A 23,340-nucleotide genomic window follows, 5' to 3' on the forward strand; every position below is an offset into this window, starting at 1 on the left:
CATGGGCGCTATCAATAGAGGCGCTATCAATAGGATTCAAGTCCCGAATGGCTATGACACAATTCATAGAGAAGAAGTTGGAATTGAAGTTGAACCAAACATAAGTGCGGTATGGAGACGGAAATTTTTAGACTTCGCGTTCAGTTGGTAAAAAGGTAGAACCAAAGGTGAAGCTCTCGCATCCATCATATTAAAGAGTTAAAGCACGGAGATCACATCGCGGAAAAGACGGGGTTAGTCGCCCCCTCTTACTCAATTTATATATTTGGAAATTTATTGAAACTACGCATATTTAGATGTAAAATGTATTATACAGTTCTCTCAGACTATTATTAAGGTGGGTAACTCAAATGATAGATTTATTCCAAGTTTCGATCGAAAAACTTGTAGAAATTAAAAACATTGAGGTAAATACGGAGACAGCTATTCTAGATTATAAAGAAGTTTTTAGTCTATCTGGACCGACTGGGGTAGAAATAGTAAAGGATATAGTCGCATTTGCCAATTCAAAAGGAGGACATATAATATTTGGTGTAACAAAAGAGTACAAATGGATCGGATTAGATGAAAGAAGCGATGAGAAAATTGATGATGCCAATTTATACAATCTTTTAGACAAATATATTGATGGTCATGTGGAAGTTGTATTTGCCCTACATACAATTGGGAAAAGGGAATTTATTATTAGCTACATCCATCCAACTAAAAGCGTAGTTCCATTTAAAATAGACGGGAAATATATGAAAACTGATAGGCAAAAGAAACAACACGAAGAAGTTGTATTTCGAAAAGGGGATGTATATTGTCGAAGAGGTAGCAGAAGTATCAAAGCGGACCACATTTTTTTTAAACAAAAATCACATAACTTTGATACAGTACATAACTTACCTTCCTATTCTCCTTTTCATAGGTTCATAGGTAGGGATTCCCAAGTAGAGCAATTGCATAAGTTACTTATTCATGAAAATACCAGATTACTCCAAGTTGATGGGATTGGTGGAATTGGTAAAACTTCGCTTGTATACCATTATTGTACGCTTCTGACTAAGCGTACAATAGATCATAATTTTGATTTTGTAATTTGGATGAGTGGTAAACGTACATACCTTACTCCAGCTGGGGAAAGAAGAATTAGAAATTACATTGCTTCATATGAAGATGTTGTAAATGAAATCTTTAATTTTTTTGACAGTCAAATTGATAAAGATAAGGAAATTACTGAGCAAATCCTTTCCTTACTTTCACAATATAATGCGTTGTTAGTTATTGATAATTTGGAAACCTTAATTGAAGAGGAACTGAATGATTTATTATTTAATCTACCCAAATCGAGTAAAGCCATATTAACTACAAGAGAATCGATTAGTGATTTCCAGATGAGCAAAATAACATTACATGGTCTAAAGAAAGAGGATTTTTACGAGTTTATTGAATATGAGTATCGTCGTTTAAAAGGTTTATCATTTAATGATAGATTCAGAGATAATACCGATGAACTATTTAATCTAACAAAAGGCATGCCTTTAGCTGCGCAACTTGTTGTAAACCAGTTGGCATATGACGCTCCGATTAATTTTGTTCTTGAAGGGTTAAGGTCTGGAAAAACATATGAGTCCTTATTATCTTTTTGCTTTAAAGGCTCAATAGAGAGAATTAGTGATATCGCTAAACGAGTACTATACATATTGTCGATTGCTGATAGTGAAAAGTTATTTTCGATAAACGATCTTAAGTATATAAGTGGGTTTTCTGATGATGAACTTCACATAGCGATTCAAGAACTGTCTAAATTAACATTATGTTTTACCGACAAAACTAGTGAAGGGTACGCAGGATATGGAACGCATCATCTAATGAAGCTTTATATACGAGAACAGGAAATTCCAGATAGGGTTGAAATTTTAAGGAAATATGAGCAATTTGTAGATGAACTCCGATTAATTGCCGATGCAACAGTATCCGAAGAACAGTATCTAGCTAATACTAGAGCTCGTACTCATGAAGAGCGCATATCTGCATTAAATATAAAGAATATTATTTCTGTTTTTTATTTCAATGGTTATGATACAGCAATTGAGATATTGGACAATGAAATAAATAAATGTCCTGATTTTGCGTACCCTCATTATATGAAAGCAATTATAGAGAAGATGTCAAGTCTATTTAACTCGTATAAGTTGGCATCGAATGAATTTGATAGAGCTACTAAATTAGATCCTGAGTTAACTGAAGCGTGGATAGACTGGGGATATCTGGAGCTTGAACAAAAAAACTATAATAGAAGTAGTGAGTATTTTAAACAAGCACTCTTTTTAGATTCAAAGAACCCAAATGCGAATCATGGTTATGCAAGGTCATTATTTTATTTATGTAGAAAATCTAATGATATTTCATTGGCTGAACTTGCGGAGATTCATTATGAACGTGGTTATCACAAGACAGATGGTGATACGCATTTAAGTAAACAACAAATACATTCAAACGCGATTAACGCTCACTCTCAAGCATTAAATTTGATGATTAACTTAGAAGATCTTGAAAAAGCAATGGAAGTTATTAAATTGGGCCTTACGTACGAAATATCCAATAATAAGTTATCAACTTTAAAAGGTGAAATAAATAAAAAACTTAAAGAGCGTAAGCCAATGGAGTTGAAGAAAAGGATTCAGAATATAGCTCCCCAAAGTGAAATAAATTTACCTGAGAATAAAGTAGACATCCCAGTAAAAAGGCTGGGTAAAAGATCTGAGCTCTCAACACATACAAAAAGAAATCAGCAAAAGATTAGTGAAGCTTTACCAACAGATATAATTGAAAAATTACGCAAAATGACTTTTTAATTAGTATTGAGTTGGAAATAGTAGTTATTAGTTAAGTACAAGCAGAGGATTGTGGATTTACCAAGCCGCCGCTTACTTACATAAACCCCTGTCCGGTTAGGTGGATAGGGGTTTAGTTTGCTCAACGATTGAGTCTTTGGTTGTGATCGAAAAACTTGCAGACTGTAGTTATTCTTGCTCGTCCACGTCTCGAACGGGCGCTTTTGAAAATAGCATTTTACCATGTGCTGGGTATTCAATTGAGTGTGGTAGTTGGAGCACCAGATATGCCAAAGTTAAGTATCATAAAACCGTTGCAACCGTCGGGAATTTTGAAGATAAGAATTACACATACGCTCTTGTATCGGTGTTGAGGCGGCAACGAGAGTTGCGTTAATCCATTAATGTGAAAAATGAGGTCTTTGAACTAACGGGACACGATAGCTCAATGGAGACACCGCGGCAGCCGGCCATGTCATGGTCGGCTGCCGTTTCCATGCTACGGGCAAGATGCACATGGGCGGCTGTTTGGTGAGGTCATGTAACTAACCAGGGGGTAATGGCGAATGATATAACGATTTGTTGCTGACTCTTGTTGCCAACGAAAAACATATTTTGCTTCGCTTCAAAAGGTACTGGATGCAGGGAGTAGCATCCCCTATATCCCTCCGGATCCCACAGGTTCTTGTGAAATTTCATGTGAACAAATGTGTCGCTGTCTCATAATCCGTTTGAATGCGGATTTAATTAAATAACAAAAATCGTACAGAAAGACCTAAAGATTCTTAAGGCTTGGAGTGGAGGAATCAAAGTACAGTGAAAGCATCCATGGAGCAAAGATTTTAGTGGAAATGAAAGCGGTTTATTTTTGGGCGATCATTCCCTGTCAGTAAAAGCTCCACATAAAATTCCAAAAGGAGGAATTTATTGAAATGAGGAGGATTGGGTTGTTTGCTGTGCCCCTGGCGGCGGTACTGATCGTAATGATGTTGACAAATATCGCCTATGCGGATGTGTCATCCCATTATCTAAACCCGTTGATGAAAGGTGCCGACCCCACCATTGAGCGGCAGGAGGATGGATACTATTATTCCGCTGCAGGCGATGGCAATGTTGTATTGAAACGGCATGAAACCATTCTTGGCGTTTCCACCGCCAAGAGTAAAGAAGTATGGAAGTTACCTGAGAACCTGGAATTTATATGGGGGCCTGATGCACACAGAATCGATGGCAAATGGTACATCTATTTTGCTTCCGGTCCGAAGAATAGTGATAAAGCGGGGCGCTTTGCTTATGGTCATCCCAGCTCCTATGTTCTGGAGAATAGCTCGCCCGACCCATTTGAAGGGACCTGGGAACTGAAGGGAACATATGATAATGGAGACGGACTTACACCCCAACAGGGGTTGCTGAATACGCAAAGCTATGGACTGCCTACCGGCTTTGTAACCATCAATGGACAGAGGTATCTTACTTATACCAAATATTTCTATTATATAGATCCAAAAACGGGAAACGAGAGATTTGATGAATGTCCCACAATAGTCAAGATGAAAAACCCGTGGACATTGGAAGGCGAAGAGTTTACATTAGCCAGGCCGACCTACGACTGGGAGAAGTATGTTGATAATGTTAATGAAGGCGCAGCCGTGGTGGAGCGGAATGGTAAAGTTTATTTTGCCTATTCCGCGAGCAGCTACACGCATGATAACTATGCGGTGGGCCTGTCCTGGGCCGATTTGGCCCAAAGTGTGGAGAATGAAGCGGCATGGAATAAATATCCCGAGCCGATCATGAAACGATCGGATGAAAACGGTTCTTATTCGACTGGCTCGCCGTTATTTCTGAAATCAGAAGACGGCACAGAGGACTGGATTACATACCATGGCATACCGACCCATAGTCAAGGCGGCAAGAACAGAGAGGTTCGCGCCCAGCGGATCAATTGGGACGACAATGACTTCATCAATCTGGGCATCCCTTCTAACCCCGGCACCGTGCTTAGCCGCCCCTCCGGGGAGGAGAAGAGCGAAGTCTATGAAGCGGAAGATGCGCAATTATCAGGGGCTGCAAGAGCAACAATGAACAGCATCTATGCCTCGTCTGGCCGCTATGCCCGGTACAGCAATGGCAATGAAAGCGACTATGTAGAGTTTACAGTCAACACGAATACAGGGGGGATTTATTCACTGGACTTCCGCTACAACAACAATACGACAGAACCGATCACCATGACACTGGACGTGAACCAGGAGGCTCCTACCGCGCTTGTATTCCCGTCTAATGCCGGACCGGAGAACAAGCTGAACTTCGACTTACAAACCGTTCACAACATCCGGCTGAATGAAGGTAGCAACATCGTACGTCTTTCCGGCAAAAGCGCATTGGGGCTTGACGCTATCATTGCCAAGAAAAGCGTGTTGTATGAAGCGGAGGACGCAGAGTTGTCCGGCGGCACGGGAATTGCTCAAGATCATACGGGATATAGCGGTTCAGGCTTTGTCACAGGGTTTACGGAGCCGAATGCGTCGATCAGTTTTACTGTAAACACGCCTCACGCGGGTAGCTATTCGGTTAAGCTGGCTTATGGCACTGGAACTGATGACGATCGAACCTTGACCATGTATGTGAATGGCGTCAAGATCAAACAAGCGAATTTCTTCGGTTTGAAGGAATGGAACAAATGGGCCGACAGATATGACAATGTATTCCTGAAAGAGGGAAGCAATGTCATTACCTATAAGTATGACAACAGTGATACGGCGAATGTCAATCTGGATTATATCACCGTTACCGAAGCGGCGACCTGGACGTATGAGGCGGAATCCGCTAAAACGACAGGCGGGACGGATTCCGGGATCGTTCAGGCCCAAGATGGGAATACGGGAATCGGCTATGTGAGCGGTCTGGCCCAATTGAACTCGTCCGTGGAATTCTCAGTTGATGCCGAGTATGCGGCCTCCTATGATCTCAAGCTGCGTTACGCCACAGAACAAGGCGGCAAAACATTGTCACTGGAGGTGAACGGCACGCCTGTGCAGGACTTGGTCCTTCCCTACTCCGGAGGCGCCAAGGTATGGAAGGAACAGATTGTAACTGTTCCCCTGAACAAAGGGAAAAACAGCATCACCTATAAGAGTACAACCGGAGATTCAGGTGTCATCCATATCGATCATATTCATTTGAATAAGCGCACGCCATGGAAATATCAGGCAGAGGAAGCAGCCCTCCCAGGCACGGTGGGTATCGGAAGAGACCGTCTATGGTTTGAAGGCAACGGGTATGTCGGCTTATTCCAGAAAAAAGGGGATTCTATCAGGTTTGAAGTGAATGTCCCCAATACAGCGGCCTATACGTCAACCTTGCGCTATTCGGGGGTAGAGTCGTCGAATCGTACTATGACCATGTATGTGAACGGCAAACGTGTCAAGCAAGTTTCCTTTCCGCCAACAGCGAATTGGGATACCTGGATGGATGCGACCGAGACGGTCAATCTGGAAGCCGGGAAGAATAGCATTGAATTCCGCCGTGAGGATGGGGATACCGGACAGCTCAATATTGACAGTTTGATCCTGGATAAATTCAGCGGGGGATTCATGAGTACTACGGCCAGGGAACTTACCCCCGAGAAGATGGTGAAGATCCAGCCGAAGCATAGCGGCAAGGCGCTGAGTGTGGCAGGTGAGAAGTACAATCAGGGAGCGGCTGTTATCCAATATTCCAATGGCGATACCAATAGTCAATTGGCACGATTCCTGGATCTGGGAACAGGATATTACCGGATCCTAGTTATGCGTGGCGCACGCTTCCTCGATATCAAGCCTGATTCGGATATGCAAGAACTTATTCTAAATCAGACTATTGAAGCTGCCCCCACTCCCTCCGATACTGAACAATGGCGTTTGGAAAAGGATGGCGATTATTACAAAGTGATCAACAAAAGCAATGGAAAGGTGATTACGGTAAATGAAGCGTCCAAAGGAAATAACGCTGTTATGCGGTTAGCCGATGATGAGGGGAAAGACAACCAGCGGTTTAAGATAGAGCTTCGCAACCTTTATGATACTACATTCCACGCGGTATCAGACATTACTACTGTCCCGGCGGCAGCGAAGGCAGGGCAGGAACTGACTCTCTTCGGAACAGTCTCACCGGATTGGGCCACACGTAAAGTTATCTCCTGGAGCATCAAGGATGCCGGGCAAACAAGAGCTACCCTGGATGGGAATGTGCTGTCCGCCACAAGAGCGGGAACGGTCATTGTCACCGCTACGATTGAAGAAGGAAGCGACATCGGTGTGAACTACTCCAAGGACTTCACCATTACCGTCTTCAAGAAGGATGCGGATGTTAGTCCTGAAAAGGCTACCTATGATCTTTATGTTCCCGGGGATGTAAGCACCGGCATCTTATGGAATGAAGCCAAGTCTGTGACCGGGGTGGTATACGCAGCAACAGTAACAGGTGCCGTATACAGTGGCACACTGGGAACAGACGGTTATACAGTTAGCGGGGATATATTGACCATCAAGCGCGAGGCTATGGCAGGATTGGGGTTGAAGAGCGGCGATAAGGCGGACTTCTCTGTCTTGTTTGATCGGGGGAATCCGGCTGTGCTCAGTGTCAATGTGGTGGATAGCTATGCTTCGGCTAACCATAGTATTACAGTGGCAACCAAGGGACACGGCACTGCTAGCGCCAGTGTATCGTCAGCGGTCAAGGATACGGCCATTAGCTTAACCGCTACACCAGATCCCGGTTATCTCTTCAAGGGCTGGCAGGTGAATAGTCCCAGTAGACTGAATGTGACTGGCAATACCTTCATCATGCCAGACGAGGCGGTGATGATCACGGCGATATTCGGAACGCCATCCTACAGCGTGACCTATAACGGTAACGGCGCGGCAAGCGGCCTTGTGCCGATAGATGACAGCAGCTATGAGCAGGGCGTCACAGTATCAGTCTATGGCAACACCGGTAATCTGAAGAAGCCGGGCTATGTCTTTGCCGGCTGGAATGTACGGGCGGATGGCAGCGGAGCCAGCTACACGGAAGGCCAGGTATTCACAATAAGCGGGGCGGATCTGACCCTGTATGCACAATGGTCGGTTAAAAATTCGGATGGTTCTTCTGGAGGAGGTTCGTTTGATGGGGATTCTTCCAATGGCAGTTCACCATCAAAACCAACGAGCGAAGGGGTTATTTCTGCGAATAGCAGCAAATTTGCGATTCCAGCAGATAAGAATGGCGAATTCGGCATAGGTAATGAGATTAAAATCGAGATCCCTGCCGGAGCTTCCCGAAAGGAATTCCAGCTTATCATCAGCAGGATAACAGACACACAAAAGCTGCTTGCAGACAAAGATGTGCTGGTCAGTCCGGTGTTCGAGATTTGGAAGGATTTTTCAGGGGATTTCGATAAGGAGATCACTTTGTCCATTACTTTCGATCCAACCCGAATAAAGAAGGGTCAAAAGCCGACTGTATTCTCCTATGACGAAGCGCGAAGAAACTGGAGGGATATAGGGGGACAAGTCAGTGAGACCACTTCTATTACCGTGAAGGTGAACTACGTTGCCAAGTTTGCAGTATTCGGCGCTGATCAGGCACCAAGCCTGATCGCTCCGAAACCGACGGCCAGCTTGAGTGACTTGGCGGCACACTGGGCGGAGGCCGATGTCAAACAAGCGATTGATCTAGGGATCGTCAGCGGTTATCCGGACGGTACGTTCAAGCCGGATCGAACCGTAACGCGCGCCGAGTTTGCCGCCATGCTCATCAATGCGCTCAAGCTGCAAGGGAACACCCTCTACAGCGCACCGCTAACGTTCACCGATAAGGAGAAAATCGGCGCATGGGCGCTGAATGCCGTGGCGCAAGCGGTGCAAGGAGGGATCATTTCCGGTTACGAGGATGGTTCCTTCCGCCCGGATGCTGAGATTACCCGCAGTGAGATGGCTAAGATGATTGCCAACGCCCTGGACCAGTCAGGCGAAATGGTTACAACAACAGGGTTTACGGATGACACGGCTATTCCTGACTGGGCGAGGGGTGCCGTTGCGACCTTGAGCAACCGGGGCATTATTGAAGGCGAGGGAGGAAACCGATTCGCTCCCGGCAATCAAGCAACAAGAGCAGAGGCGATTAGAGTGTTGCTGAACATGCTGCGCAGCTCATCAGGGCTGAAGGGTGGTGCCTCTACAGTTCGTACTGCGGGTAATCTATTGGCTTTACCAGGTGAGCATGAACGGAAGGCCATTGGCAACAGGATGATATGATTCCAAGGAGGATTGTACATGGTCAAAAAAAAATTCAGACATCTGCTGCTTTGTCTTGCAGTACTGCTGATGCTGCCGCAATGGAGCGGAATGGCTGCGGCGGCAGAACCGAAGACAGCTAAGACGGATTCGACGTTTGTGCAGGAGGGAAAGAATGTGTCGGATTTCTACAATGTAATCATGCAGACAGGAGCCGATCCCTGGGTTTACAAGCACACAGACGGCTATTATTACAACGTATTTGCCAATTCCAGTGGCATCATGATCCGCAGAGCGAAAACTATCACCGGCATTGAGGCAGGCGAGAGGAGCCTGGCCTGGACGCCGGTTAAGGGCACCATGTACAGCTCCAATGTTTGGGCGCCTGAAATGCACTATCTCAAGGATACAGACGGCAAATCCAAATGGTATATTTACTTTGCGGCTGACAACGGAACTAATGCAAACCACCGCATGTACGTGCTGGAGAACGATAGTGAAAATCCGTTGACAGGCACCTGGGAGTTCAAAGGGAAGATCACTGATTCTACCGACCGGTGGGCGATTGACGGCACTGTGCTGACTGTAAATGAGAAACACTATTTCATCTGGTCCGGTTGGGAAGAAACGGACGGAAGCTTCCAGAATTTATATATTGCGCAGATGAGTGACCCACGGACTATCCGTTCAGAACGGGTATTGCTCTCGACGTCTGAATATGATTGGGAATCATCCCCGGCCAGAATCAATGAAGGTCCGGAAGTCACGATTAAGGGCGACACGATCAATCTGGTCTATTCTGCAAACGGAAGCTGGACAGACAGTTATTGCCTCGGGCTGATCACGGCCAAGATCGGCGACGATTTGATGAATCCCGACTCCTGGGAGAAAAAAGACACGCCGATCTTCACCAGCGCCAATGGCGTTTACGGCCCTGGCCACCACAGCATCGTCACGTCTCCTGATGGCACAGAGGACTGGATCGTCTACCATGCCGCCCGCTGGTCGGGATCGGGATGGACCCGCAAAGTCCACACACAGAAATTTACTTGGAAAGCAGACAATACGCCGAACCTGGGAGAGCCCGCCGATCCGAACACACCGATTGCCAAGCCTTCGGGTGAGCCGGTGCGGAAGCGCTATGAAGCGGAAAACGCGCTGTTGGTGAAAGCTCCGGGCGGTGAAACTTCTCCCGCTGTCCGGTTAGAAAGCACTGCTTCCGGCGGGATGAAGGTCGCCAATATCAAGAACGCCAACGATTATGCCCAGTTTACCGTAAACGTGCCTGAGGCGGGATTTTATATGCTGTCCGTGCGCAATGCCAACGGCTCACCTAATGCGGCCGATGCCTCCCATATCTTGTCGGTCAATGGGAGCTCCGGCGTCAATTTGAACATCGTCTATTCCGGCCTGAATCGTTGGGGGCTCTCCACGGCGAAAGTCTATCTTAGAGAAGGCAACAATATCCTCCGCTTCTCGAAGGGGAACAACCTTGCCGAAATCGACAGCATGGATATCTTTAAACTGGATGCATCGGAAATGTTATTCGATGCCCCGGGGTACACCTTGGGGTTAGGTGAAACCCGCAGCTTGCCCCTGTATACCGTAACAGGCACTACCTATACCCCTGTTGACACAGGAGCAATCTTCAGTTCTTCCGATACGAAGGTCACCGTTATTGACGGAGGCGTTAGGGTTAAGGCTGTAAGTGCGGGCAGTGCAACAATCACCGCCACATATAACGGAAAAACGGCCACAGCCACGGTTACCGTTGCTGCGCAGCCTAAAGCTGTGCAGTCCGTTGCCATCAGCGGATTGGACAGCGTCCTGACCAGCGGGCAGACAAGCGGGTCATTGCAGGTAACGGCACGCTATAACAACTATGAGGTTCAGAATGTGACAGCGGCTGCCCAATTTACCAGCAGCGATCCTGGGGTGGCCAGGATGGAGTCGGATTCTGTGATCCAATCGGTATATGCGATTAAACCTGGCACAGCGCTTCTTACAGCCGAATATAACGGCAAGAAAGCAGCGCTCAACTTGACTGTTATTGCCGCTTCCGATGCGGTTCAGATTGCCACCGTAGTCAAGACTCCTTCCGGAGTGGCTCCTAAACTGCCTAGCGTTGTTGATGTTGTCTACAACAGCCAGTCGAAGAAGGCCGAGGTTGCTAGTTGGGAACTGGAGGGGCTTGATTTCAGCTCGCTTGGCACTGTTCAGGTGCCTGTCACCCTGAAGTTGGATGGCCGTGATGTTCCTTCCACCATTGCCGTAAACGTTATTCCGGGATGGGGCCTTGACGAGATTGTGAATCAACTCCGCAACAAGCTGGCCAACTTCTCTTATCCTTTGGGCGATGGGCTGGGCAACTATAGCCAATCCAAGTATGATTCCTTCGTGGCCGAAGTCAATAAGGCGGAAGAGATGGCCATAAACGCCGATCTGAGCAAAGAACAGTTTGACGAGGAACTGGATAAGCTTGCTCAAGCGGAAGCAGCTTTGTTAAGTTCGCTGAACAGCATTCAGGACGGCGTTATCTATAACGCTTACCGGGATTTCTCCGGCGATACGGTTGGCAAGTACCCTTATGGCATTACCACCGAAGATCTGACCAATGGGGCTAGCGCCACTGTACAGGAAGAGGCCGGTAATAAATTCCTCCGGCTGACCACAACCGCTGCTTCGGGCAAGGCAAACTTGTTTTTGCCGTATGCAGGCGAGGTAAAGGCTGAGGCGGATCAGCGCATCGTCATTGAATATCGCGCCAGACTAAACACCAGCTTCCAGTACGCCAATGGCGCCATGATGCGAAATGACAGCGGTACGGGCAATTATTCCATGGTCACGGCTTTTGATACGGGTAAAATTATAGTCCAGAACGGACCGTCTACGAAGGTCAAAGTCAAAGACTTTCAGTACAATACATGGTACAAAATCAAAATGGTGGCAAACGGGGACGCCAAGACTTATACCGTCTATATAGACGATGTTGAGGTGGCTGCTGACTACAACTTCCGCCATACAGGCGGCGAGAAGCTGACCGGCCAGCGTTTCGGCGTCGATGGCTATGCCAACGCCTCCATCGATTTTGATGATTTTAAAGCGATGGTTACCGGCGGACCGAAGGCTGCGCCAGAGGGGCTCAAGCACACCGATGAATCAGCGGTTGGCGCCAATGATGGACGCATCACCGGGGTCACCTCCTCCATGGAATGGTCCTCCGACAATGGGAGCACCTGGTTAAGTGCCGAAGGGGATTCCATCGCAAATCTCTCACCCGGGACGTATTGGGTTCGTTACTCTGAGACTGCTACCCATAAAGCCAGTCCTCATGTGGTCTTGACCATTACGGTCTTTACTCAGCCGGTGCATGTCACCGGGGTGAGCCTGAATCAGACCACCGCTCATCTGTATACCAACCATGGGGATTCGACTGTCCAGCTTACCGCAAATGTGGAGCCCGCTGATGCAGCGGACAAAACCTTGATCTGGACCACTTCCAATCCGATTGTAGCTACCGTGAATGAACACGGTCTTGTGACGGTTCGTGCCTCTGGTAAAGCCATTATTACGGTAACTACTGAAGACGGCGGCTTCACAGCTTCTTGTGTGGTAACTGTGGGTGTATATGATAACGACAGCGGTGAAAGCGGCGGAGATCTCCAAATTGGCGGCAGCAATCCGGTCGTCCCAACTACGCCGTCTACTGGGGTCACAAACGGGGATGGCAGCACGACGACCAGCATCACCGATCAGACAACCGGTACGGTGACGGAGACTACGGTCTGGCCGAACGGCGACCGTGAAGTTGTAACGAAAGAACGTAATGGTACAATTACCGAAGTCGTCACCAAGCAGAGTGGAAGCAAGCGTGAGACCGTGAGCAAGCCCGATGGAAGCAGCCGCTCTGTCACCACGGATCCGCAGGGAGTCAAGGTTGAAACTGACAAGACTTCTCTTGGGGGAGTAACTGCGACTGTCCATCTGCCAGAAGGCGTAGCACAAGCGCGGGTCACAATTCCGTTCAAGAATGCTTCTGTTTCCACGGTGGCTTATAAGGTTCGGGATAACGGAACAAAGGAAGTGATCGGAACGGTTGTCACCAAAGCCGGATTGAGCTTTACAGCCAAGGGCAATATGACGGTGAAACTGATCGATAATAGGATTGTTTTCCAGGATGTGCCCAATAGCCACTTGGCTGCGGAGGCGATTGCCTTCGTAGCAAGCCGTGGATGGCTGCTCGGAACGGAGCAAGGTGTCTTTGCTCCCGATGTATCCTTGAGTCGCGCCATGTTATATACCGTGCTGGCCCGTTTGCATGGCGTTGAGACCGAAGGCGGTGAAAATTGGTACAGCAAGGCGAAAGACTGGGCTACAACATCCAGGATCAGCGATGGCAGTAGCCCTGAAGCTTCCATTACACGCGAACAACTGGTTACTGTCCTGTACCGTTACGCCAGAAAGCCGGTTGCAAGCGGCAATAGCCAGAGCTTTGCGGACAGCGGCGAAGTGTCCGCCTGGGCAAATGATGCCATCGATTGGGCTGTATCGGCAGGTATTCTTAACGGCAAACCAGGAAACCTTCTGGAGCCTACAAGTGTCGTCTCCCGGGCGGAAGTATCCGCCATGCTCACGCGCTTTATAGCTTGGCGCAGCAACTAAAAGTTGAGTGGACAACAGGTAAAAACCAAGGAGCCAAGCAGGAAGATCCGCTCGGCTTCTTGTTTTTTTTGCCGCAGATTTAGTGCTGTTCTGCAAAGAGGGATTACGAATGAGGATGCTGCCCATTTGGGGGAGACTTCTGCTCGTTGGAAGGAGAAACAAAAATCGCACAGAAAGACCTAAAGATTCTTAAGGCTCGGAATAGACGAACCGCGGTACATTATAAGCATATCATCCAACAAACACTTTCAGCAGGAAAGAAGGGGGAGCCATGAAAACAACACCTGCTGCCGTAGGAACGGATAGAGCACCGGCAGCCAAAGAGGTTTTTTACCAGACAAAGCGGTTTCGGCAAAATATTCCGCTACTTGTCATGCTTATACCTGGAGTGCTTTATTATCTGATATTCCGTTACTTCCCTATGGGCGGTCTTGTGATCGCTTTTAAGAACTACAATTTTCACGATGGCATATGGTCAAGTCCATGGGTGGGGTTGAAATATTTCGAGATTTTATTTCAGTCCCGCGTTACGCTGCAAATTATCTGGAATACCCTTACCCTGAGCGTTCTGAACCTGATCTTCGGGTTCCCTGCGCCGATTATTATCGCCATTGCCTTGAATGAGGTCCGGAAGAGTTGGCTGAAGCGCTGGATTCAAACCATTATTTATTTGCCTCATTTTTTGTCCTGGGTTATCGTTGCAGGCATTATCCTGACCTTGTTCTCCATCGACGGCGGCACCATCAACAAGCTGCTGGGTCAATGGGGGATGGAACCGGTGCCTTTCCTATACCGCTCAAACTCATGGATCGCCATCTTTATCGGCTCCGGCATGTGGAAGGAGATGGGCTTCGGAGCTATTATCTATCTCGCGGCTCTCTCCGGCATTGACCCCAGCTTGTATGAATCCGCAGGGCTTGACGGTGCAGGAAAGCTTAGGCAAATTTGGCATATCACCCTGCCGGGCATCCGCTCTACGATTATCCTACTGCTGATTCTTGGGATGGGCCGTCTGATGGAAGTAGGGTTTGACCAGGTTTACAATTTGCAGAATCCCACTGTCTTGCAGAATGCGGAAGTCATCAGCACCTATGTGTACAAAGTGGGACTGCAGCAGGCGCAGTTTGGCCTGACTACAGCCATGGGCTTGTTTGAATCCTTTGTCGGCCTGGTGCTTGTGCTGGCTGCCAATGCATTGGCCCGTAAATTTGATCAGGGATTATTCTGAAGAAAGGAGGGAATTCCTCTTGAGGGAATCTACAGGCGGAAAAATTTTTGTAAGCTTTATTCACGTAGTATTAATCATTATTTCGCTCACCTGCATCCTACCTTTCCTGCATCTGATTGCGCTCTCCGTAAGCTCGGGGCATGCGGTTGACTTGGGTCGGGTTTGGTTCTGGCCGGTGGGGCTTGATTTCACCGTTTACAGATATTTTTTTGAGAATACACCGGCCTTGCGCGCCTTTACCAACAGCGTGATCATTACGTTATGCGGAACGGCCTTGAGCATGCTGGCCACAGTGCTGACGGCTTATCCCTTATCCCGTCGTTACCTCTATGCTCGCAAGCCAATCACAACCGCCGCATTGTTCACTATGCTCTTTAGCGGAGGCATGATCCCGACTTATCTGGTCATGAATAGCCTACATTTAACCAATACGTACTGGTCTCTCTGGCTTGGCGGGCTGATTAGCACCTATAATATGCTGATTATGAAAAGCTATTTTGAGAGCACCCCGGGAGAAGTGGTGGATTCCGCCCAGATTGACGGCTGCGGCGAGGTCCAGCTGCTGCTGCGCATCATATTGCCCTTGTCTCTTCCCATGCTGGCTACGCTGACGTTATTCTACGGGGTGGGCTACTGGAACATGTTCATGAGCGTTATTCTTTATATCAGTAAGACGAATTTGCAAAATCTTACTGTTATCGTTCAGGGGATGCTGCAAATTCAGGGGAACTTTAATATGTCGGCCATGGATATGATGCAGCAGCAGGAAATGGTATCCGAAAAGCTGAAAGCAGTTGGGGTTATGGTTATGGTTGTGCCCATGCTGGTGGTATACCCGTTCCTGCAGAAGTATTTTGTCAAAGGTATTATGCTTGGCTCTATCAAAGGTTAGCGGCAATAACGAAATCAATCATAGATTGAGGGGGATTCCACATGGTTAGACAAACATCCGCACCAAGAATGAAGATCACGTTGGCACTGGGACTGTCGGCGGTTATGGCAGCAGGGGCAGTTGGTTGCAGTCAAAAGGAAGAGGGGACAAAGGGACAAGCAGAAGGGAAAGCGACAATTACCGTTTCCAACTATGACAGGGGCAATATTCCCGCAGCGGAGGGGACGGTTGAGGAGAATCGCTGGACCAAGTGGATCAATGAACATTCTCCCGTTACGGCTAAGTATGTGCCAGTGGCCCGGGCGGAGTCAGTCAAGAAGCTGAATGTGCTGTTCGCATCGGGCAGTGCGCCGGATATTGTCAATGATTTTGATACGGGGTTCCGGAATTCCCTGTACCAGCAGAAGCAATTGATGCCTCTGGACGATTACTTGCAATATGCGCCTGAATACCAGAAGCTGCTGGAAAAGTACCCGCAGCTTCGCAAAATAGGCACCAAGCCGGACGGCAAGCTTTACGAGATCGGTAAAATTAATGAGCCCCATCTGCAGAGTGTAGCCTTTATCCGGATGGATTGGCTGAAAAAGCTGAAGCTGGAGGTTCCGAAGACCACCGACGAATTGCTTGTCGTTCTGAAAGCATTCGTTGAGCAGGACCCTGACGGCAACGGCAAGAAGGATACTTATGGAACCAACATGAGCTACACCTCGGACGGCATGGTGGATTCCATGTTCGGCTCGTACGGCTGGAAAATCTCCAATGATGACAAAATTATCAGGACTTGGGAAAATACGCTGGAGTCTCTTAAATTCAAGAAAAGGTTATTTGAGGAAGGGCTTATCGATAAGGATTACCTGGCGGACAAGAATGGGGCCAAAGCCAAGCAGGATTATCTGAACGGAAAAATAGGCGTTTATCTCCCTCCTGTTGTAAGCAACTGGTTTGAAAGTACGGTAACGGACCTCCAAACGCTCCGCAAGGTTGTTCCGGAGGCGGAGATTGCGCCGATGGCGCAGCCTAAGTCTCCCATGGGGCAATTCGTTCATCATGTGGTCAATCCGGTTCAGATGACCACGGTGATCAATGCTGATGCCAAAAATCCCAAGGCGGCAATGGAATATATTAATTTCATGATCAAGCCGGAGAACGGTCTGATTCTGAAAAAAGGAGTGGAGGGAGAACATTGGAAAAAAGGTGCGGACGGCTTTCCTAAGGTCATTGATCCTGCGAAGAATGCCAAGGAACTGGACTGGGCCATGGACTACACCATGTTCTACTCGATCCCCGAGAATCCGCTTCTGATTTCCACCACTGCGTTCGACGTGAGTGATCCTATTCAGAAGGCAGGTCTAGAAATGTTGAAGAAAGCTGACGAGTTTCTGCTTAATCCCGAGGCCCAGTATCCCGCGCTAAGTCACTACGAACATATGCCTAACCTGCCGAGCGATTTGGTTGTGATCAATACCAATGTCGACAAGGAAATGAAGGACATCTATACCAAAGGCATTATCGGCGGGGTCAAATATACCCCTGAGCAGGCCGTTGCAGATGCCAAAGCTGCCTGGGAGAGAGGCGGCGGCAAACAGATTGAGGAATTCATGAATACCTGGTACAAAGAAAATAAGGACAGAGCCTTCCTGGGTAAGGATATCCTGGAGATGGTCCGCTCCCAACACAAGTAAGGGTTGAAGGGCCAAGAATAGTAGGGTGAATGCGGACTTGGTTCGGCAAAGGCTGGGCCAAGTTTGCTTTCGGAACATTTTAAATGAGAAGGAGTATATGAATCATGACAAATGAGATGCTGCTTCAAAAAATCGAACTGGTAGTGGACAAGCTTATGAATCTGGGCGGTAGCGACTATGAAAAGGATAAAACCGTGGTCCAGGCCGATACAAGGAAAGGAATTGTCCAACGGGATTTCGGAATTGAAGAATGGGACTGGCCACAAGGTGTTGGTCTTTATGGTCTGTACAAGCTGCAGAAGTATTACAATGATCACCGGTATATGGCGTTTTTTCAGAACTGGTATTCCCGCAATTTGGAGGTGGGACTGCCGTCAAAAAACATTAATACGACCGCCCCTTATTTGGCTCTGGTTCTGCTCCTGGATCAGTATGAGCCTTCCAACCAGCTGGAACAACTATGCCGGGATCACGCGGATTGGCTCGTTCATGAGCTGCCCAAAACCAAAGAGGGCGGCTTCCAGCATACAGTCACTGCCATTGGTAACCGGGATGGAATCCACTTGCATAATGGGCAGTTATGGATTGATACGCTCTTTATGGCGGTTCTGTTTCTAAACCAGGCTGGGCGAAAGTTCAATCGGCCGGAGTGGGAGCAAGAAGCCGTACACCAGATTCTGCTCCATATTAAGTACTTGTTCGACAAACATACCGGACTGTTCTTCCACGGCTGGAGTTTCGAGCGCAATGATAATTTCGGCAGCATCTTCTGGTGCCGTGGCAATTCCTGGTTCACCTACGGCCTTGTGGATTACCTGGACACTTGTCAGGATACGATTAACCCGGGCGTCCGTCAATTTCTGGTTGATACGTATAAAGCTCAGATCAATGCTCTCGTTCCGCTCCAGGCCGCTTCCGGTCTCTGGCACACAGTCCTGCAAGACACAACCAGCTATGAAGAGGTATCCGGATCGGCCGCAATTGCTGCGGGTATCTTAAAAGGCATAAAAGCCGGTATTCTGGATTCCTCCTATCAGGCTGTTGCAGACAAGGCCATCCAGGCAGTTTGTCAAAATATCAGCGGGGATGGAACCGTGCTGAATGTGTCGGCTGGAACCGGTATGGGAATGGATAAAGATCATTATAAAAATATTACCATCATGCCGATGGCATACGGGCAGTCCCTTGCTCTTATTGCCTTATATGAAGCTTTAACATAATACGGGTAAACCGGACCGGAGCGTGACGCGCTTTCTTCCTACGTAGACAGGTAAAATGAAAACCTTGTTTGCTTGGAAGGAAGCGTTTTATAATACAATATGAAATTCAAGGGGGAGGGGAGCCGACTGCATCCCACAAGCTGGCCGGGGAATATAGCCGGAAAAATTAAGGGCAGCTTTAAGATCAAACTGATCGTGCTGCTCTCGTGTATGGTAACTCTTGCCTTTGCCTTGGCAGGCTGGATGGTTTACCGGTCAAATATCCAGTTAATGGAGGGGGAAATCAGCAGGCAGTTCTCCATCGCCAACGAACAGGCTTTGGCCCGACTGGAGGTGTCCTTCCAGGAAATCAACCGGGTATCCCAATCCATTATCCTGAATCCGAACATCGAACTGTTCCTTAAGGAGAACACCGTTCCGGTAAGCGATTCTTACACCCAATTCAAGAACCGTAAGTATGTGGAAGAGCAGTTGAATATGCTGCTGGTGGATGCTCCGTCTATCCGTTCCGTGTTCTTATACAATGAAAATGGGGAAATGACGGTTCTCTCTAAAGTCGGTGCGTCGGGAGAGCCGGGAACGGATGACTTGAACAGGATGATGGAAAAGCTGAAGCCCCATCGGGGGAATATGGTCTGGGGCCGGGCCGAGGCGGCCAGCACCATTGATCCCGACGGACGCAGAACGGTTCTGGTTGCTGCTAGACGGATGCTTAATGAGAAGCTGATCCCGTATGGCACCATGGTATTGGTGATGGAGGAAAGCCTGGTATCCAAGGTGCTGCGGGATCTTACGGAGAACGGTACAGGCAAGGTGTTGCTGCTGGAGCCTATGGGCGGTATACTCTACTCCAATACCGACCAGAGCGAGATGGAGCAACTCCTGCAACTGACTGAAGCAAGTTATCCCCGTTATGTCAAAATGAATGGCATCTCCTATCTGTTTGTCCGCCACGAGCTGATTCCGGCAGGATTTACCCTATATGGAGGGGCTTCCTTGCAAGAGATACAGAGGAAAAATAAAGACATCATTCAGGTATTGGCATTTGCCGGAATCGGCGTGATCCTGCTGAGTGCACTGCTTATTACGATTTCCACCCGGACGCTCCTGACTCCGCTGGCCCATCTGATGCAGGGACTGCGATTGCTGCGTTCCGGCGATTTCACGGTCCGGGTCAGAGTGGATTCCGGCGATGAGTTGGGCTACATCGGGGACAGCTTCAACAGCATGGCGGAGCAAGTGAGCGAGCTGATCAATAAGGTATATTTGGCGCAAATCAGCCAGAGGGAATCGGAGCTGAAGGCCATCCAGGCACAGCTGAACCCTCATTATCTGCACAACCTGTTCAACGAGCTGTATTGGAAGCTGTACAGCGACGACCAAGAGGAGGCGGCGCTTCTGATCAACGCCATCTCGGAGATGTTGAAGTATTCCCTTAAATCTGTTCAGACGGATACGACTCTTGGCGAAGAGCTGCATCAGATCCGCAATTACATCAAGATCCAGACAGAGCTGTTCACCGGCGAGATTGAAACCATTATTCAAGCTGAGGAGTCTCTGCTGAATCTGCGGATGATGCGATCCCTCTTGCTGCCGGTGGTGGAAAATGTTTTTGTGCACGCTTTCCGTGATATGGAGAGTGACCGAGTGCTGCGGATTAAAGCGTTCCTATTTCATGAGGCGTTGCATATCGAGGTAGCCGATAATGGATGTGGCATGGATAAAGAAACCCAGAGAATTCTGACAGAAGCGGAGGCTGATCTGCCGGACGGCAATAAGACGGGAATCGGCTACAAAAGTGTGTTGCGGCGCATTCAACTGGTATACGGACCCGCTTATGGAGTGGAAATTACCAGCAGTAAAGGAAAAGGAACGGTTGTTCACATGACGCTTCCTATTAAGTCCGGGACACTGGGGAGTCATGAGGAGGGAACGGATGAAGGGTAAGATGTTTATTGCAGAGGACCAGCCTAACTTCCGTAAGGGGCTGCGGAGGCTGGTGGGCAAGCGGTCTGCCGAGTGGGTGGTGACGGGGGAAGCGGGAAATGGCCGGGACGCCTTGTTAATGATGGAGAAATGTGTCCCGGATCTCTTGTTGACCGATATCCGGATGCCCCATATCGATGGTCTGCGGCTGGCAGAGGAAATCAGAAGCCGCGGTTGGCTAACGAAAATTGTGATTGTAACCGGATTCAAGGATTTCTCATATGCCCAGTCCGCCGTCAAGTTCGGGGTGCTGGACTTTATCACGAAGCCTTGTGTGGAAACGGATATCTTAAGCGTACTCGACCGGATTTATGTGCAGTTGATTGAAGAAAGCCAGTCCCAGCTCTTGGTGGAGGGCTGGAAGCGCCAGCATGAAGACAGCGAGCTACGCTCGGCGATCATGGGTATGCCCTGCAACGGTGAAGAGGTGGAGGCTCTGCTGAAACGGATGAAGCAATGCGAGCTGCATTTTCTCCGTATTCCTACCTATTTCCCACCGGATAAGCATTATTCAGACCAGGATGTGCCACTTTTGCAGTTTGCTTTCGCCAATATAGCCGGGGAGCACTTGAATAAATGGTTTCCTGGCGGCTTTCGGTTGTTTCCCTTGAACGCTTCGGAGTGGGCTTTATTGGTGGACCTGAGTGCATCCCGGCCGGATACATCCTCCTCATGGCTGCAGTTACTCGCCGATTCGGTCCATCATTATCTGAGGTTGGCTCTTGAATGCATCGGACAAGGGCTGTGCGCTAGTACGGAGGAATTACATCAGGGCTACAGGCGGTATTGCCGGGAAGGGGATAGGGATCACGGTTCTGCCAATGATTCACTGCTCAACCAGACAGCGCTATACGAGAAGGAGAAGGAAATTGTAACCTGGCTAATGTCGGAGGATAACAGTCTGCTAAGCCGGGAGATGCAGGGGCAAGCCGTCCGGATTAGCTGTTTACCCCCGCAAACCGCAAAGATCGAAGCGCTGCTGCTGGCTGCTGCCATTCTCCGGCTGGTGCAGGTTCAGTTTCCCGAATGGCAAATGGCCGTTCGCCCTATAGAGTGGGATTCTGTCTACAAATGTGCGACGCCGGAGGAAATTGCAGAATGGCTGAAGGGATACATCCATGAATTCCTGCAGTCCCACAATAACTGGCTTGCTAGCAAGAATAATAATCCGGTCAAGCAGGCCATTCGGTTTATTGAAGAATCATATATGGGAGTATGCGGCTTGGCTGAGGTTGCAGCCCATGTCCATCTGAACCCCAGCTATTTCAGCAATCTGTTTAAAAAGGAAACCGGTGAAAGTGTAACCGTCTATGTCCAGAACTTGCGCGTACAGAAAGCGAAGCTTCTGCTGAAAAGCACAGAAATGAGAATATTCGAAATTTCTGAGGCCACCGGATTCAACGATTCTAATTATTTCACACATATGTTCAACAAAATAGCGGGAGTCTCCCCCAAGGAATACCGCAAGCAGATGGCCGGCCAGTGACTAAAATGAAGTCATTCACACCACCAATCAAAAAACACACTCGTTCCCAATAGGCGGTGTGTTTTTGATTTTGAAATTGATAACAATGTCGTCAAGAGTAATTGAGATTGAACTATCGGGGAACGAGAGTTCAATGAACAAGGAGCAGTTCAACTGAACTGCTCCTTGTTTTTTTATTAAACTTAAGATTCCTATAGAAACGCTATATCTAATTCGAAGCTGGTTGAATCATGAATCGGTGTCCACCTTATTTGGTAAGACTCAAGATAAATTGAGCAAAAGGACAGATTGCCGTTGAAAAAGTAACGAATTGTCAGAAAAGAGCAATCTCAGTTCTAAAACCCATATTAAAAGAGCACAAAGGAAAGAAAATAGCAATTCGAGGACTTAGAATTTGAAGAAGTAAAAAGAATGAGGAATGATGACGTAAGATGAAAATACAGCCAGAAGAAATAAAAGATGCGAGTTTGTACAATTAAACGAATCTAACATGTCAAACAAGTTCAGTCTCCAAATCATCGTTTAATCTCGTTTTTCTCCTGACTGAATCAATGGAATGACGTTTGATGCTTCAGGGCTTGCCACAAGGCTTTTATCCTCGAATCGAGTTGAAAGAACGACAAGGGTCGTTGAAAACCCAAATGTGTTGCAAGCTTCAAGGAAGGTTTCCAACGTTTCGCCTGTTTCTGTTACAACCTTCAACAAGTAATTATACTCTCCACTGGTTCTATAGAAATCGACGATTTCAGGGGCCGCTTCGCTGAAGGTTTCGAATTCCTTGCAGTTATTTGACTTGAACAGTACAAATGCTGTTGTATACTTACCTAGCTTGGAAGGGGAAATCTCCGCACGATAACCCGTTATGACCTCCCGTTCCTCCAATTTCCGAAGCCTTTCGGTTACAGCCGGTTGCGACATGGCAATCATTCGACTCATCTCTGAAACCGTAATTCTGGCATTATCATGAAGAATGGACAGTATCTTTAAATCGATGTGGTCCATAAACAGATCACCTCAGTTTTATAAAGTTTGAATTCGAAACACCTATAGAAATGAGGTTTTAAGCCCCAAACTCCTTAATCTTCTTATTTAAATTGTAGAGCAGATC

At 47.8% G+C, this 23,340-nt stretch carries 10 protein-coding genes; 9 read left to right on the plus strand and 1 reads right to left on the minus strand.

The features are described from left to right. The first annotated feature begins 350 nt into the window (after nucleotides 1-350). From J2X61_RS12815 to J2X61_RS12855, 9 genes are all read left to right on the plus strand, one after another. Nucleotides 351-2,840, plus strand: a complete 2,490-nt coding sequence (locus J2X61_RS12815; RefSeq protein WP_310188190.1) for an RNA-binding domain-containing protein — start codon at nucleotides 351-353, stop codon at nucleotides 2,838-2,840. Between the two features lie 911 nt (nucleotides 2,841-3,751). Further along, entirely contained in the window at nucleotides 3,752-9,097 is a 5,346-nt protein-coding gene (locus J2X61_RS12820; RefSeq protein ID WP_310188193.1) for an S-layer homology domain-containing protein, read from the plus strand. A gap of 18 nt (nucleotides 9,098-9,115) precedes the next feature. Beyond that, nucleotides 9,116-13,738 carry a family 43 glycosylhydrolase gene (locus tag J2X61_RS12825; RefSeq protein WP_310188195.1) on the plus strand — a complete coding sequence of 1,541 codons (4,623 nt, stop codon included), beginning with the start codon at nucleotides 9,116-9,118 and terminating at the stop codon, nucleotides 13,736-13,738. A 271-nt stretch (nucleotides 13,739-14,009) separates the two neighbouring features. Then, nucleotides 14,010-14,966, plus strand: coding sequence for an ABC transporter permease (locus J2X61_RS12830; RefSeq protein ID WP_310188196.1), 957 nt, complete (start codon nucleotides 14,010-14,012; stop codon nucleotides 14,964-14,966). A 19-nt stretch (nucleotides 14,967-14,985) separates the two neighbouring features. Further along, the gene (locus tag J2X61_RS12835) at nucleotides 14,986-15,858 is read left to right on the plus strand and encodes a carbohydrate ABC transporter permease (RefSeq protein WP_274470331.1); all 873 of its coding nucleotides are present in this window, start codon (nucleotides 14,986-14,988) and stop codon (nucleotides 15,856-15,858) included. Nucleotides 15,859-15,899: 41 nt separating this feature from the next. Further along, nucleotides 15,900-17,540 carry an extracellular solute-binding protein gene (locus J2X61_RS12840; protein ID WP_274470329.1) on the plus strand — a complete coding sequence of 547 codons (1,641 nt, stop codon included), beginning with the start codon at nucleotides 15,900-15,902 and terminating at the stop codon, nucleotides 17,538-17,540. A gap of 104 nt (nucleotides 17,541-17,644) precedes the next feature. After that, nucleotides 17,645-18,760, plus strand: a complete 1,116-nt coding sequence (locus tag J2X61_RS12845) for a glycoside hydrolase family 88/105 protein (RefSeq protein ID WP_310188198.1) — start codon at nucleotides 17,645-17,647, stop codon at nucleotides 18,758-18,760. Between the two features lie 99 nt (nucleotides 18,761-18,859). After that, nucleotides 18,860-20,707 carry a cache domain-containing sensor histidine kinase gene (locus tag J2X61_RS12850; RefSeq protein WP_274470327.1) on the plus strand — a complete coding sequence of 616 codons (1,848 nt, stop codon included), beginning with the start codon at nucleotides 18,860-18,862 and terminating at the stop codon, nucleotides 20,705-20,707. Further along, the gene (locus J2X61_RS12855) at nucleotides 20,697-22,232 is read left to right on the plus strand and encodes a response regulator transcription factor (protein ID WP_274470326.1); all 1,536 of its coding nucleotides are present in this window, start codon (nucleotides 20,697-20,699) and stop codon (nucleotides 22,230-22,232) included. The genes J2X61_RS12850 and J2X61_RS12855 overlap by 11 nt, the downstream gene beginning before the upstream one ends. A 522-nt stretch (nucleotides 22,233-22,754) precedes the next feature. On the opposite strand, the gene J2X61_RS12860 is transcribed toward J2X61_RS12855, so the two are convergent. Beyond that, nucleotides 22,755-23,234 carry an Lrp/AsnC family transcriptional regulator gene (locus J2X61_RS12860; RefSeq protein WP_274470325.1) on the minus strand — a complete coding sequence of 160 codons (480 nt, stop codon included), beginning with the start codon at nucleotides 23,232-23,234 and terminating at the stop codon, nucleotides 22,755-22,757. Nucleotides 23,235-23,340 lie beyond the last annotated feature (106 nt).

Origin of the sequence: Bacillus sp. 3255 (assembly GCF_031456485.1) — a bacterium.
GTDB lineage: Bacteria > Bacillota > Bacilli > Paenibacillales > NBRC-103111 > Paenibacillus_E.